This is a genomic window from Pseudomonas azotoformans, assembly GCF_900103345.1.
Lineage (GTDB): Bacteria > Pseudomonadota > Gammaproteobacteria > Pseudomonadales > Pseudomonadaceae > Aquipseudomonas > Aquipseudomonas azotoformans.
Map to the genome: position 1 here is coordinate 4399218 of NZ_LT629702.1, position 14447 is coordinate 4413664.

13 protein-coding genes are annotated in these 14447 nt (G+C 59.9%); 2 read left to right on the forward strand and 11 right to left on the reverse strand.

Annotation, left to right across the window (positions count from 1 at the left end; all coding sequences use genetic code 11):
• Nucleotides 1-121 precede the first annotated feature (121 nt).
• The 7 genes from BLR69_RS20035 to BLR69_RS20065 form a co-directional block, all read right to left on the reverse strand.
• Nucleotides 122-1006, reverse strand: a complete 885-nt coding sequence (locus tag BLR69_RS20035) for an ABC transporter permease subunit (RefSeq protein ID WP_058426490.1) — start codon at nt 1004-1006, stop codon at nt 122-124.
• Nucleotides 1003-1923, reverse strand: coding sequence for an ABC transporter permease subunit (locus tag BLR69_RS20040; RefSeq protein WP_016979002.1), 921 nt, complete (start codon nt 1921-1923; stop codon nt 1003-1005). The genes BLR69_RS20035 and BLR69_RS20040 overlap by 4 nt, the downstream gene beginning before the upstream one ends.
• Complete coding sequence (locus tag BLR69_RS20045) at nt 1920-3062, reverse strand: ABC transporter ATP-binding protein (protein ID WP_033897564.1); 1143 nt, start codon at nt 3060-3062, stop codon at nt 1920-1922. Before BLR69_RS20045 ends, BLR69_RS20040 begins: the two co-directional genes overlap by 4 nt.
• 68 nt (nt 3063-3130) lie before the next feature.
• Nucleotides 3131-4225, reverse strand: a complete 1095-nt coding sequence (locus BLR69_RS20050) for a polyamine ABC transporter substrate-binding protein (protein WP_071494534.1) — start codon at nt 4223-4225, stop codon at nt 3131-3133.
• A gap of 220 nt (nt 4226-4445) precedes the next feature.
• A complete protein-coding gene (locus tag BLR69_RS20055) occupies nt 4446-5540 on the reverse strand; it encodes a polyamine ABC transporter substrate-binding protein (RefSeq protein WP_071494806.1) in 1095 nt (364 codons plus the stop codon).
• A gap of 196 nt (nt 5541-5736) precedes the next feature.
• On the reverse strand, nt 5737-7101 hold the full coding sequence (locus tag BLR69_RS20060; RefSeq protein WP_071494535.1) for an aspartate aminotransferase family protein: 1365 nt from the start codon (nt 7099-7101) through the stop codon (nt 5737-5739).
• A gap of 58 nt (nt 7102-7159) precedes the next feature.
• Entirely contained in the window at nt 7160-8518 is a 1359-nt protein-coding gene (locus tag BLR69_RS20065) for a glutamine synthetase family protein (protein WP_003176780.1), read from the reverse strand.
• Nucleotides 8519-9115: 597 nt separating this feature from the next.
• Here BLR69_RS20065 and BLR69_RS20075 point away from each other — a divergent pair.
• Both BLR69_RS20075 and BLR69_RS20080 read left to right on the forward strand, forming a co-directional pair.
• The gene (locus BLR69_RS20075; RefSeq protein WP_003213894.1) at nt 9116-10492 is read left to right on the forward strand and encodes a glutamine synthetase family protein; all 1377 of its coding nucleotides are present in this window, start codon (nt 9116-9118) and stop codon (nt 10490-10492) included.
• 192 nt (nt 10493-10684) lie between these two features.
• Nucleotides 10685-11314: a TetR/AcrR family transcriptional regulator gene (locus BLR69_RS20080; protein ID WP_058426484.1), complete on the forward strand. Its 630-nt coding sequence runs from the start codon at nt 10685-10687 to the stop codon at nt 11312-11314.
• Between the two features lie 130 nt (nt 11315-11444).
• Here the strand turns inward: BLR69_RS20080 and BLR69_RS20085 are convergent, their stop codons facing one another.
• The 4 genes from BLR69_RS20085 to ssuD are packed head-to-tail and all read right to left on the reverse strand — an operon-like array spanning nt 11445 to nt 14438.
• Nucleotides 11445-11660 (reverse strand): TOBE domain-containing protein, encoded by a 216-nt coding sequence (locus BLR69_RS20085; RefSeq protein ID WP_003213899.1) that lies wholly within the window; start codon nt 11658-11660, stop codon nt 11445-11447.
• 28 nt (nt 11661-11688) lie between these two features.
• The gene (gene ssuB / locus BLR69_RS20090) at nt 11689-12495 is read right to left on the reverse strand and encodes an aliphatic sulfonates ABC transporter ATP-binding protein (protein WP_071494536.1); all 807 of its coding nucleotides are present in this window, start codon (nt 12493-12495) and stop codon (nt 11689-11691) included.
• Nucleotides 12492-13280, reverse strand: a complete 789-nt coding sequence (gene ssuC / locus BLR69_RS20095; RefSeq protein ID WP_071494537.1) for an aliphatic sulfonate ABC transporter permease SsuC — start codon at nt 13278-13280, stop codon at nt 12492-12494. The genes ssuB and ssuC overlap by 4 nt, the downstream gene beginning before the upstream one ends.
• Before the next feature lie 9 nt (nt 13281-13289).
• A complete protein-coding gene (ssuD, locus tag BLR69_RS20100) occupies nt 13290-14438 on the reverse strand; it encodes an FMNH2-dependent alkanesulfonate monooxygenase (RefSeq protein WP_071494538.1) in 1149 nt (382 codons plus the stop codon).
• Nucleotides 14439-14447 lie beyond the last annotated feature (9 nt).

The window sequence follows — 14447 nt, forward strand, 5'->3', positions numbered from 1 at the left end:
GAAATGCAATCAAATGTGGGAGGGGGCTTGCCCCCGATGGCAGTGTGTCAGTCATCCAATCAATTGACTGATACACCGCTATCGGGGGCAAGCCCCCTCCCACATTGCCCCACACCAGTCTTTAGACCGGTGCAGCCGCCCGGCGCTTGTCCGGCTGCTGCCAGCCATCCGCCGCTGCTTCTTCGATGGCCTGCTGAATGGCCTTCTTGCGCATCTCTTCGGCACGCCGGCTGAAGAACCACACCAGGAAGGTCACCAGCGACACCGCCAGCAGGATCAGGCTGGCCACGGCATTGATCTCGGGTTTGACCCCAAGGCGCACCGCTGAGAACACTTCCATCGGCAGGGTCGTCGAACCCGGCCCCGACACGAAGCTGGCCAGTACCAGGTCATCCAGGGACAACGCGAACGACATCATGCCGCCCGCCGCCAGCGACGGCGCGATCATCGGGATGGTGATCAGGAAGAACACCTTCCACGGCCGTGCGCCGAGGTCCATTGCCGCTTCTTCGATCGACAGGTCCAGCTCACGCAAGCGCGCCGACACCACCACCGCCACATACGCCGCACAGAACGTGGTGTGGGCGATCCAGATGGTGACGATGCCACGCTCCTGGGGCCAGCCGATCATCTGCGCCATGGCCACAAACAGCAGCAACAGCGACAGACCGGTGATCACTTCCGGCATCACCAACGGCGCCGTCACCAGCCCGCCGAACAGCGTGCGGCCCTTGAACTGGCTGATGCGCGTCAGCACGAAGGCCGCCAACGTACCCAGCGCCACCGCCGCCACCGCCGTGTAGCAGGCGATTTCCAGGGAGCGCGCCACCGAGCCCATCAACTGGGTGTTGTCCAAAAGGCCCACGTACCACTTGATCGACCAACCGCCCCACACTGTCACCAGTTTGGATTCGTTGAACGAGTAGATCACCAGGATCAGCATCGGCAGGTAGATAAACAACAACCCCGCCACCAGCATGAAACTCGAGAAACTGAAGCGCTTCATATCTTGCCCTCCATCTCTTTGGCTTGGCTGCGGTTGAACAGGATGATGGGCACAATCAGGATCGCCAGCATCACCACCGCCAGGGCAGAGGCCACCGGCCAGTCACGGTTGTTGAAGAATTCTTGCCACAACACTTTACCGATCATCAGGGTTTCCGGGCCGCCGAGCAGTTCCGGGATCACGAACTCGCCCACCACCGGGATGAACACCAGCATGCAGCCGGCAATGATGCCGTTCTTGGACAGCGGCACGGTGATCTTCCAGAAGCTGTTGAAGGTGCTCGAACCCAAGTCCGACGCCGCTTCCAGCAGGCTCTGGTCGTGTTTCACCAGGTTGGCGTACAGCGGCAGGATCATGAACGGCAGGTACGAATAGACCACGCCGATATACACCGCAATGTTGGTGTTGAGGATCTGCAGCGGCTCGTTGATCAAGCCGATGGACATCAGGAAGCCATTGAGCAGGCCGTTGTTGCTGAGGATGCCCATCCACGCATACACGCGGATCAGGATCGCGGTCCAGGTCGGCATCATGATCAGCAGCACCAGCACGGTCTGCATCTCTTTGCGCGCACTGGCGATGGCATAGGCCATCGGGTAGCCGATCAACAGGCACAGCAACGTGCTGAAGAACGCCATTTTCAGCGAGCCCAGGTAGGCGGCGATATACAACTCGTCGTCGCCGAGCATCGCGTAGTTGCCCAGGTTGAGCACCAATTGCAGTTTCTGCTCAACGAAGGTGTAGATCTCGGTGTACGGCGGGATCGCCACGTCGGCTTCGGCAAAGCTGATCTTCAGGACGATGAAGAACGGCAGCATGAAGAACAGGAACAGCCACAGGAAGGGAATGCCAATGACCGCATGACGGCCACTGGGCGTTATTCGTTGCAGGCGGCGCTTGAGCTTCTTCATGTTCATGAGCGCAGTACCACGCCGCTGTCGTCTTCCCACCACACGTACACCTGGTCACCCCAGGTCGGCCGCTGGCCGCGACGTTCGGCGTTGGCCACGAAGGACTGCACCAGCTTGCCGCTCGGCAGTTCGACGTAGAACACCGAATGGCCGCCCAGGTAGGCAATGTCGTGCACCTTGCCGCTGGACCAGTTGTGCTCGCAGGTCGGCATTTCGGTGGTGACCAGCAGTTTTTCCGGGCGGATCGCGTAAGTCACCGACTTGTCTTCCACCGAGGTGGCGATGCCGTAGCCCACATAGATGTCGCGGTCCAGGTCGGCACATTTGAGTACCGCGTGGCCTTCGGCGTCATCGACCACCTGGGTGTCGAAGATGTTGACGTTGCCGATGAACTCGCACACCAGGCGGCTGGTGGGCGTCTCGTAGATGTCGATCGGGCTGCCGATCTGGGCGATCCAGCCCAGGTGCATGATCGCGATGCGTTCGGCCATGGTCATGGCCTCTTCCTGGTCGTGGGTCACCATCACGCAGGTCACGCCCACGCGCTCGATGATCTCCACCAACTCCAGTTGCATCTGCGAACGCAGCTTCTTGTCGAGGGCGCCCATGGGCTCATCGAGCAGCAGCAGTTTCGGACGCTTGGCCAGGGAACGGGCCAGGGCCACACGCTGACGCTGGCCACCGGACAACTGGTGCGGCTTGCGCTTGGCGTACTGGCTCATCTGCACCAGCTTGAGCATCTCGGCCACGCGGGCATCGACCTCGGCCTTGGGGATCTTGTCCTGTTGCAGGCCGAACGCGATGTTCTGCGCCACGGTCATGTGCGGGAACAGGGCGTAGGACTGGAACATCATGTTGATCGGCCGCTCGTAGGGCGGCATGTCGGTGATGTCCTCGCCGTCGAGGTAGATACGGCCCTCGGTCGGGCGCTCGAAACCTGCGAGCATGCGCAGCAAGGTGGACTTGCCCGAACCCGAACCGCCGAGCAAGGCGAAGATCTCGCCCTTCTTGATTTCCAGGGACACATCGTCCACGGCAATCGTCTCGTCGAACTTCTTCGTGACCCGGTCGATTTTGACCAGCACCTTCTTCGGTGTCTGGTCCCCTTCGAGGGCTTTCTTATAGGCGCCGGAGGCAACTGCCATTTACGAAACTCCCAGAAAAAAAAGAGTGCGGTGCGCCCGAGGCGGGCGAACCCAGGATAGTTTGAGCCTTACTTGCCCGTCTTGACCTTGGTCCAGCTACGGGTCATCAAGCGTTGCACTTTCGGGGGTAGCTCGAAGTTGACAAAGGTCCTGTCGAGTACCGCCTGCGGTGGGTAAACCGCTTCGTCCGTGCGTATCGATTGCTTCATCAGTTTGTCCGCCCCTGGGTTAGGGTTGGCGTAACCGACGTAATCACTGACCTGGGCGATCACCTCAGGTTGCAGCAAATAGTTGATGAAGGCGTGGGCCTCTTTGACGTTGGTGGCATCCTTGGGGATAGCCAGCACGTCGAACCACAGGTTGCCGCCTTCCTTCGGAATCGCGTAGGCGATGTTCACGCCCTTGCCCGCCTCGGCCGCGCGAGCCTTGGCCTGGAACAAATCACCGGAGAACCCGGCCGCCACGCAGATGTTGCCGTTGGCCAGGTCCGAGATGTACTTGGAGGAATGGAAGTAGGTCACGTAGGGCCGCACTTTCAGCAGCTTCTCTTCGGCCTTCTTGTAGTCATCCGGGTTCGTACTGTTAGGGTTCAGGCCCATGTAGTTGAGCACTGCCGGCAGCATTTCGTCCGCCGAGTCCATGAACGACACGCCACAGGTCGCCAGCTTCTTCATGTTCTCAGGCTCGAACAGCACCGCCCAGGAGTCGATATGGTCGACGCCCAGCACTTCCTTCACTTTATCGACGTTGTAGCCGATGCCGTTGGTGCCCCACAGGTACGGCACGGCGTACTGGTTGCCCGGGTCGTTCTTTTCCAGGCGCTTGAGCAGCTCCGGGTCAAGGTTGGCGTAATTCGTCAGCAGTGACTTGTCGAGTTTCTGGAACGCCCCGGCCTTGATCTGCTTGCCCAGGAAGTGGTTGGACGGCACCACCACGTCGTAACCGGTACGCCCGGCCAGCAGCTTGCCTTCCAGGGTCTCATTGGAGTCAAACACGTCATACACAGGCTTGATGCCACTGGCCTTTTCGAAGTTGGCCAGGGTGTCGTCGCCGATGTAATCCGACCAATTATAAATATGCACGGTCGGTGCGGCCTGCACGCTCAACGTCAGCGTGATACCTGCACCCACCAGCAAGGCTTTGCGAAATAAAGAAATTGGCAAGTGGAGGTCCTCTTAAATAGTTGGGCCTTAAAGTTGTTGCCCGGCAACAAAACCGGCGCGCAACTTACCCTCGATAAACCGATCCGGCAAAACTTTCTGTCATTTAATTTGTAGAAGCGAGCTTGCTCGCGAAAAACTCACTGGCGCCGCGTTCTTCTTGAATGCCCGCGTCATCGTTGACGATTTTCGCGAGCAAGCTCGCTCCTACAGAGTTACAGCCTTACTTACCCGATTTGATCTTGGTCCAGCTGCGTGTCATTTCACGCTGGGTTGCAGCCGGCAGGTCGGCAATCGCGTAGAGCTTGGCCTGCACATCCGCTGGCGGGTAGATGCCCGGGTCGCTGGTGATGTCTTTGTCGACCAGTGCAGTGGCTTTCTCGTTACCGTTCGGGAAACGTACGCTGTTGGTGATCGACGCCATGACTTCCGGCTTGAGCAGGTAGTTCATGAACTTGTAGGCGGCGTCGACGTTTTCGGCATCTTTAGGGATGGCGACCATGTCGAAGAAGCTGCCAGCGCCTTCTTTCGGAATGTCGTAGGCCACCTTGACCTTGCCACCGGCTTCAGCCGCACGGGATTTGGCCTGCTGGATGTCACCCGAGTAACCCACGGCAACGCAGATGTTGCCGTTGGCCAGGTCGGAGATGTACTTGGACGAGTGGAAGTAGCCGATCGAAGGACGGATCTTGAGGAACAGCGCTTCGGCTTGCTTGAGATCATCTTTCTTCTGGCTGTCGGTCGGCAGGCCCAGGTAATGCAGCGCCACCGGCAGCATTTCGGTTGGCGAGTCGAGGAAGCTTACGCCGCAGCTTTTCAGCTTGGCGATGTTCTCAGGCTTGAGCAGCACGTCCCACGAATCGATCTTGTCCACGCCCAGCGCGGCCTTGACCTTCTCCGGGTTGTAGCCGATGCCGATCGAACCCCACATGTACGGGAAGGCGTGCTTGTTGTCCGGGTCGCTGACCGACACGGCTTTAAGCAGGGATTTGTTCAGGTTGTCGTAGTTGGACAGCTTGGACTTGTCCAGCTCCTGGTAGACACCGGCCTTGATCTGCTTGGCAAGGAAGTTGTTCGACGGTACGACGATGTCGTAACCGGACTTGCCTGCCAGCAGCTTGGCTTCCAGGGTTTCGTTGCTGTCAAAAACGTCGTACACCACCTTGATGCCCGACTCTTTTTCAAAGTTGGCGATGGTGTCCGGTGCAATGTAGTCGGACCAGTTATAGACGTGCAGCACTTTATCGTCTGCCTGGGCCGCGCCCGCCATTGCGCCCATCAGGGACAAGGCGAGGAGGGTCTTGCCAGCGTTCTTCAAACCTAATGCCTTCATTTGGTGATGCTCCAATTTTTTCTTTTTTGGGCCACAAGCTTCATATGTTTCGAGGCCCAGCCAAAGGGCAACAAAACAGGGCGACAGTCTGGCAAGTTCGAGGGCCGGCTTTCAACCAATGCCCCCATTTTTATCCACTCAGACGCAGCGCCCGAAAGCCGCTGCGTTCTGAGCCTAGCACTTAGCCCTGCAATGCCGCCAAAGTCAGGTCCAGGCACTGACGAGCCTTGGTCACCAGCTCGTCGATTTCTGCCTTGCTGATCACCAGCGGCGGCGAAATGATCATGGTGTCGCCCACGGCGCGCATGATCAGGCCATTCTCGAAGCAGAACGTACGGCAGATCATGCCGACGCCCTTGCCTTCGTAGCGTTTGCGGGTGGCCTTGTCCTGCACCAGTTCAATGGCACCGAGCATACCCACGCCGCGCACTTCGCCCACCAGCGGATGGTCCGCCAATTCCCTCAGACGTTTCTGCAAATAAGGTGCCGTTTCGTCGTGCACACGGTTAACGATTTTTTCATCGCGCATGATGCGGATATTTTCCAGCGCCACCGCAGCAGCCACCGGGTGGCCGGAGTAGGTGAAGCCGTGGTTGAAATCACCGCCTTCGTTGAGGACCGCCACCACGTCATCGCGCACGATCAGGCCACCCATGGGGATGTAACCCGAGGTCAGGCCCTTGGCGATGGTCATCATGTGCGGCTTGAGGTCGTAGAAATCGCTACCGAACCACTCACCGGTACGGCCGAAACCGCAGATCACCTCATCGGCGATAAACAGGATGTCGTACTTGGCGAGGATTTCCTTGATGCGCGGCCAGTAGCTGTCTGGCGGAACGATCACGCCACCGGCACCCTGGATCGGCTCGGCAATAAAGGCACCGACGTTGTCCACGCCCAGTTCCAGGATCTTTTCTTCCAGCTGGTTGGCGGCCCATACGCCGAATTCTTCCGGGCTCATGTCGCCGCCTTCGCCAAACCAGTACGGCTGGGCGATGTGGGTAATGCCCGGGATCGGCAAGTCGCCCTGTTCATGCATGTAAGTCATGCCGCCCAGGCTGGCGCCGGCCACGGTGGAGCCGTGGTAACCGTTCTTGCGGCTGATGATGGTTTTCTTGTTCGGCTGGCCCTTGATCGCCCAGTAGTGGCGGACCATACGCAACATGGTGTCGTTGCCTTCGGAGCCGGAACCGGTGAAGAACACGTGGTTCATGCCGGCAGGTGCGATGTCGGAAATGGCCTTGGCCAGTTCCAGCACCGGCGGGTGTGCGGTCTGGAAGAACAGGTTGTAGTACGGCAGTTCTTTCATTTGCTTGGCGGCGGCGTCAGCCAGTTCATCGCGACCATAACCGATCGCCACGCACCACAGGCCGGCCATACCGTCGAGGATCTTGTTGCCTTCGCTGTCCCACAGGTAAACGCCGTGGGCTTTGGTGATGATGCGCGGGCCTTTCTCTTTCAATTGCTTGAAGTCGCTGAACGGCGCAAGGTGGTGATCACTGCTCAAGGCTTGCCATTCACGGGTTTGCGGGTTGTTGCTGGACATACCAATCTCCTAGACTTTTCAGTGAAGGGCGCGCCGTTTAAAGGGCACGCCCGGCGCATCAGACGGCGAAGAGCAGGAATTCCCGCTCCCACGAACTGATCACGCGCTTGAAGTTTTCATGCTCGGCCCGCTTGACCGCGACGTAGCCTGTGATGAATTTCTGACCCAGGTATTTCTCGATGGTCTTGCTGTTTTCCATGCGCTCCAGGGCGTCTTCGATGGTCAACGGCAGGCGCAGGTTGCGTCGCTCGTAACCACGACCCACCACCGGCGCGCTCGGGTTATGGCCTTCGACCATGCCGATGTAGCCGCACAACAGGCTGGCGGCAATCGCCAGGTACGGGTTGGCGTCGGCGCCCGGCAGGCGGTTTTCCACACGGCGGTTCTGCGGGCCGGCATCCGGTACGCGCAGGCCGACGGTGCGGTTTTCTTCGCCCCATTCCACGTTCACCGGCGCCGAGGTGTCGGGCAGGAAGCGGCGGAACGAGTTCACGTTGGGAGCAAACAGCGGCAACAGTTCAGGGATGAACTTCTGCAGGCCGCCAATGTGGTTGAGGAACAGCTGGCTCATGGTCCCGTCTTCATTGGAGAAGACGTTCTTGCCGGTGGCGATGTCGATGATGCTCTGGTGCAGGTGCATCGCGCTGCCAGGCTCGCCGGTCATCGGCTTGGCCATGAAGGTGGCCGCCACGTCGTGCTTGAGTGCGGCTTCGCGCATGGTGCGCTTGAACACCAGGATCTGGTCGGCCAGGGACAGGGCATCGCCGTGACGGAAGTTGATTTCCATCTGGGCCGTGCCGTCTTCGTGGATCAGGGTGTCGAGGTCCAGCTCCTGCAGTTCGCACCAGTCGTAGACGTCTTCGAACAGCGGGTCGAATTCGTTGGCGGCTTCTATAGAGAAGGATTGGCGACCGGTTTCCGGGCGACCGGAACGGCCAATCGGCGGTTGCAGCGGGAAGTCCGGGTCTTCGCAGCGCTTGGTCAGGTAGAACTCCATCTCCGGCGCCACGATGGGCTGCCAGCCTTTGTCAGCGTAGAGCTTGAGGACTTTCTTGAGCACGTTGCGCGGCGACAGCTCGATCGGGTTGCCTTGCTTGTCGTAGGTGTCGTGAATCACCTGGGCGGTCGGCTCGATGGCCCATGGCACCAGGAACACGGCGTTCTGATCGGGGCGGCAGATCATGTCGATGTCGGCCGGGTCGAGCAATTCGTAATAGATGTCGTCTTCGACATAGTCGCCGGTCACGGTCTGCAGCAGAACGCTTTCGGGCAGGCGCATGCCCTTTTCGGCAATGAACTTGTTGGTCGGCGAGATCTTGCCCCGGGTGATACCGGTGAGGTCGCCAATCATGCATTCGACTTCTGTGATCTTGTGGTCTTTCAACCAATCGGTGAGCTGGTCGAGGTTGTTACTCATAAATGCCTCTGGGCTGGGTTTCCTGGCATCCATTAAAGGCCAGGCGTTGTTTGACGCAGCATCCGCGTCGTTTTTTCGTTCAGGGTAGGAGCTTACCTGCCATTTGCTGCTGCGTTGCATTCCTCACGCCAAAGTTGTGCGCAATCTTGAGCAGCATGCTGGGCGCATGCCGTTCGGTGGCAGATGAAGAGGCAAAGAAGAGGTCGGCCCGGGCGTCAAGAATATTGGCCGGGGAGCGCGCTATCACGCGGGAGGAATGTACGGATGACACAGCCTGGCTGAAGCAGGCCAAGACGCCGTTGGGCGGCAGGTGAAACATGAAGCACCCCGGTATTATTGCTGTTATGGGTTTGAATCGAGCTTAGCCTTGTTCATTTTTTTACACAACACCCCCGTAAAAAATACAACACGGCCCGCTCAAGCCTGCGAGTCCCAAGCCGTTCAAACCCAAAAAACCGCCCCAAAAGGCCCCAAAAAAGCCTTCGTGGCGCTTTTTTAGGGCAAAAAAGGCCTCGCTTGACTTCGGCATGCCGTTCGGGTTGACTGAAACCAGAAAAGATCAATGATTGATATTTTTAACAACAAAGGTGTTGCATCATGTCGGTACCCCCGCGTGCCGTTCAGCTTAACGAAGCGAACGCGTTCCTTAAGGATCATCCTGAGGTTCTGTACGTAGACCTTCTAATTGCGGATATGAATGGTGTGGTGCGCGGCAAGCGCATCGAACGCACCAGCCTCCACAAGGTTTACGAGAAGGGCATTAACCTGCCTGCCTCTTTATTTGCCCTGGATATCAACGGCTCTACGGTGGAAAGCACCGGCCTGGGCCTGGACATCGGTGATGCTGACCGAATCTGTTATCCGATCCCCGACACCCTGTGCAATGAACCCTGGCAAAAGCGCCCGACCGCGCAACTGCTGATGACCATGCACGAACTGGAAGGTGAACCTTTCTTCGCCGATCCGCGCGAAGTGCTCCGCCAAGTTGTAAGCAAATTTGACGACCTCGGTCTGACCATCTGCGCCGCCTTCGAGCTTGAGTTCTACCTGATCGACCAGGAGAACGTGAACGGCCGCCCACAACCGCCCCGCTCGCCGATTTCCGGCAAACGCCCGCACTCGACACAGGTCTACCTGATCGACGACCTCGACGAATACGTCGACTGCCTCCAGGACATCCTGGAAGGTGCAAAAGAGCAAGGCATCCCGGCCGACGCCATCGTCAAGGAAAGTGCCCCGGCGCAGTTCGAAGTGAACCTGCACCACGTGGCCGACCCGATCAAGGCCTGCGACTACGCAGTACTGCTCAAGCGCCTGATCAAGAACATCGCCTACGACCATGAAATGGACACCACCTTCATGGCCAAGCCTTACCCAGGCCAGGCAGGCAACGGTTTGCACGTACACATCTCGATCCTGGACAAAGACGGCAAGAACATTTTTGCCAGCGAGGATCCCGAGCAGAACGCCGCATTGCGTCACGCGATCGGCGGTGTGCTCGAGACCCTGCCCGCCCAGATGGCGTTCCTGTGCCCCAACGTCAACTCCTACCGTCGTTTCGGCGCACAGTTCTACGTGCCGAACTCGCCGTGCTGGGGCCTGGACAACCGCACCGTGGCGATTCGCGTACCGACCGGCTCGTCCGATGCCGTACGTATCGAACACCGCGTGGCCGGCGCCGACGCCAACCCTTACCTGCTGATGGCTTCGGTCCTGGCAGGCGTGCACCACGGCCTGACCAACAAGATCGAGCCTGGCGCACCGGTGGAAGGCAACAGCTACGAGCAGAACGAACAGAGCCTGCCGAACAACCTGCGCGATGCACTGCGTGAGTTGGACGACAGCGAGGTGATGGCCAAGTACATCGACCCTAAATACATCGATATCTTCGTCGCCTGTAAGGAAAGTGAGCTGGAAGAGTTCGAACACTCCATCTCCGACCTTGAGTACAACTGGTACTTGCATACCGTCTAAACGACGGCTGCATCAAATGTGGTGAGCGGGCTTGCCCCGCGCTGGGTGGCGAAGCCGCCCTAAAACCAGACGCCGCATTCTGCCTGTCAGAATGCGGCGTTTTTATTGGGGCCGCTGCGCATCACCACAAAAGCCCCTCTTCCCAACTATGGACCTCTGCGTACAATGCCCGCTGCCTTGTAGGAGACTTCCATGACCACCCGCCCCGCCCCCCTTCGCAAACCCCGCGCCCGCAGCCAGGCCCGGATCGACGCGATCCTCGACGCTGCCCGCACCTTGCTGGCCGCCGAAGGCGTGGCGGGTTTGTCGATCTACGGCGTGGCCGAGCGGGCGCAGATTCCGCCGTCGTCGGTGTATCACTTCTTCGCCAGTGTGCCGGCGCTGTTGGAAGCCTTGACTGCCGATGTGCACGCCGCTTTCCGGGCGGCAATCCAGGCCCCCATCGAGCATGACTCACTCAAGCACTGGCGCGACCTGTCCTGCATCGTCGAACAGCGCATGCTCAGCATCTACGAGCACGACGCCGCGGCGCGTCAGTTGATCCTGGCACAGCATGGGCTGACCGAAGTAACCCAGGCGGATCGTCAGCATGATCTGGAGTTGGGCGACCTGATGCTCACCGTGTTCAACCGTCACTTTGAAGTGCCGACGCTACCAAAGGATGTGGATGTATTTGCGCTGGCGCTGGAGCTGAGCGACCGCGTGTATGCGCGCTCGGTGCATCAGCATGGGCTGATCACGCCGCGCATGGCGGAGGAAGGGATGCGCGTGTTTGATGCGTATGTGGGGCTTTACCTGCCGCCCTACCTGCCCAAGCGCTGAGCTTTGTGTTGGCTGGGCCGGCCTCATCGGGAGCAAGCCCCCTCCCACAGTTGACCGAGTTACAACTTTGGAATGCGTTCAAATGTGGGAGCGGGCTTGCTCGCGAAGGCGGCCTCAAGACCGCCGCAAATCACAACTTGGCGATCGACACCTCGGTGGACTTAACAAAGGCAATCACTTCACTGCCAATCACCAGTTCCAGCTCTTTGACCGAGCGTGTAGTGATCACCGAAGTCACGATGCCGGACGCGGTCTGCACGTCGATTTCCGACAGCACGTCGCCTTCGACGATTTCCTTGATGGTGCCTTTGAACTGGTTACGCACGTTGATGGCTTTAATAGTCATGGTGTTCTTCCTTCAGGGGACGAGTGAGTTATTGAGCCCAACGCAGTTGCGTAGGCAGCGGTGAAACAGGTTCGGGTTCCGGTGGCGAGCCCGGCAAGGACAACACACGGTTGAGCACTTCAGCTTCCAACGCGGCCAGGCGATGTGAGCCCCGGGCACGCGGGCGTGGCAGGTCGACGATCAGGTCGAGGCCGATTTCGCCGTCTTCGATCAGGATCACCCGGTCGGCAATCGCCACGGCTTCGCTGACGTCGTGGGTCACCAGCAACACGGTGAAGCCGTGCTTTTGCCAGAGGTTTTCGATCAGTTGCTGCATCTCGATACGGGTCAGGGCATCCAGCGCGCCCAACGGTTCATCCAGCAGCAGCAAGCGCGGTTGGTGGATCAGCGCGCGGGCCAGGGCCACGCGTTGCTTCTGCCCGCCGGACAGCGCCGCTGGCCATTCATTGGCGCGTTCGGCCAGGCCGACCGCTTCCAGGGCTTCCAGCGCCTTGGGGCGCCAATCGCCTTTAAGGCCAAGGCCGACGTTGTCGATGATCTTTTTCCACGGCAGCAGGCGCGCTTCCTGGAACATCAACCGGGTGTCTTCAATCGCTTCGCTCAGGGGTGCGGAGCCGGCCAGCAGCTCGCCGCCGCTGGCTTTGTCCAAGCCGGCCAGCAGGCGCAGCAAGGTACTTTTGCCGCAACCGCTGCGACCGACCACCGCCACGAATTGGCCGGCCGGAATGTGCAGGTCGATGTCCTTGAGCACTTCGCGCGTGCCAAAGGCCTTGCGCAACTTGCGTACTGCCAGGGGGATCCCCTTGAGCAGGCGCGGGGGTTGTTGAGCTGTCATGCCGCACCTCCTTTATTCACTTGATACGCCGGGTGCCAGCGCAGCCATACACGCTCCAGGCCACGAGCGGCCAGGTCGGCGAGTTTGCCGAGGATGGCGTACATGACGATGGCCAATACCACCACGTCGGTTTGCAGGAATTCCCGGGCGTTCATCGCCAGGTAGCCGATGCCCGAGCTCGCCGAGATGGTTTCCGCCACAATCAGCGTCAGCCACATGAAGCCCAGGGCAAAGCGCACGCCCACCAGGATCGACGGCAGCGCGCCCGGCAGGATCACCTGGCGGAACAGGCTGAACCCGGACAAGCCGTAGCTGCGCGACATCTCTACCAACGCCGGGTCGACGTTGCGGATGCCGTGGTAGGTATTCAGGTAGATCGGGAACAGCGTGCCGAGGGCGACCAGGAAAATCTTCGCCGTCTCATCGATGCCAAACCACAGGATCACCAGCGGAATCAGCGCCAGGTGCGGCACGTTACGGATCATCTGCACCGAGCTGTCCAGCAGGCGTTCGCCCCACTTCGACAAGCCAGTGATAAAGCCCAGGACCAGGCCGATGCTGCCGCCGATCACAAACCCCAGGCCGGCACGCCAGCCACTGATCGCCAGGTGCGTCCAGATTTCACCGCTGGCAACCAGATGCACGCCGGCGGCAATCACTGCGCTGGGCGCCGGCAGGATGCGGGTCGACAACCAACCCGCCGACACCGACAACTGCCAGATCGCGAGCAATAACACCGGCAGAATCCAGGGCGCCACACGCTGGCTTAGTTTTTCATAGCTCATGGTGCGACCTCAGCTCTGTGACGCAGCTTTGGGAAGGATGTCGTTGGCCACCATCTCGCCGAACGGGCTGACGTAGCCGGCGCTTTTCGGCAGCTCGGGACGCTCGATATCCAGGTGCGGAAACAGCAACTCGGCGACGCGATACGACTCTTCCAAGTGTGGATAACCGGAGAAAATAAACGTGTCGATACCCAGCGCGGCGTATTCCTTGACGCGTTCCGCCACGGTGCGGCCATCGCCCACCAGCGCGGTGCCGGCACCACCGCGTACCAGGCCGACTCCCGCCCACAGGTTGGGGCTGACTTCGAGGTTGTCGCGGTTGCCACCGTGCAGCGCCGCCATGCGTTGCTGGCCGACGGAATCAAAGCGTGCCAAAGACGCCTGGGCACGGGCGATGGTGTCGTCGTCCAGGTGGGAGATCAGTTTGTCGGCGGCCTTCCATGCTTCTTCGTTGGTTTCACGCACGATCACATGCAGGCGGATACCAAAGCGCACGGTACGCCCGAGCTTGGCGGCCTTGGCCCGTACCTGTTCGATTTTTTCCGCGACAGCGGCCGGTGGCTCGCCCCAAGTCAGCACCATTTCCACCTGCTCGGCTGCCAGGTCCTGGGCCGCTTCGGAGGAACCGCCGAAGTACAGCGGCGGACGCGGTTGCTGGATTGGCGGATAAAGCAGCTTGGCGCCTTTGACGCTGATGTGCTCGCCGTCGTAATCCACGGTCTCGCCCTCCAGCACACGCCGCCAGATGCGGGTGAATTCCACCGAGGCTTGATAACGCTCCTCATGGCTGAGGAACAGGCCATCGCCGGCCAACTCTTCCGGATCACCGCCAGTCACCAGATTGAACAGCGCACGGCCACCGGACAGACGATCCAGGGTCGCGGCCTGACGCGCGGCCACCGTCGGGGAAATGATCCCGGGGCGCAGCGCGACCAGGAATTTCAAACGCTGGGTTACCGGGATCAGCGAAGCGGCCACCAGCCACGAGTCTTCGCAGGAGCGCCCGGTCGGGATCAGCACCCCACCGAAGCCCAGGCGGTCAGCGGCCTGGGCCACTTGTTGCAAATAACCGTGGTCAACGGCGCGAGCGCCTTCGGCGGTGCCAAGGTAGTGGCCGTCGCCGTGGGTAGGCAGGAACCAGAAAATATTGAGGCTCATGGAGTTGTC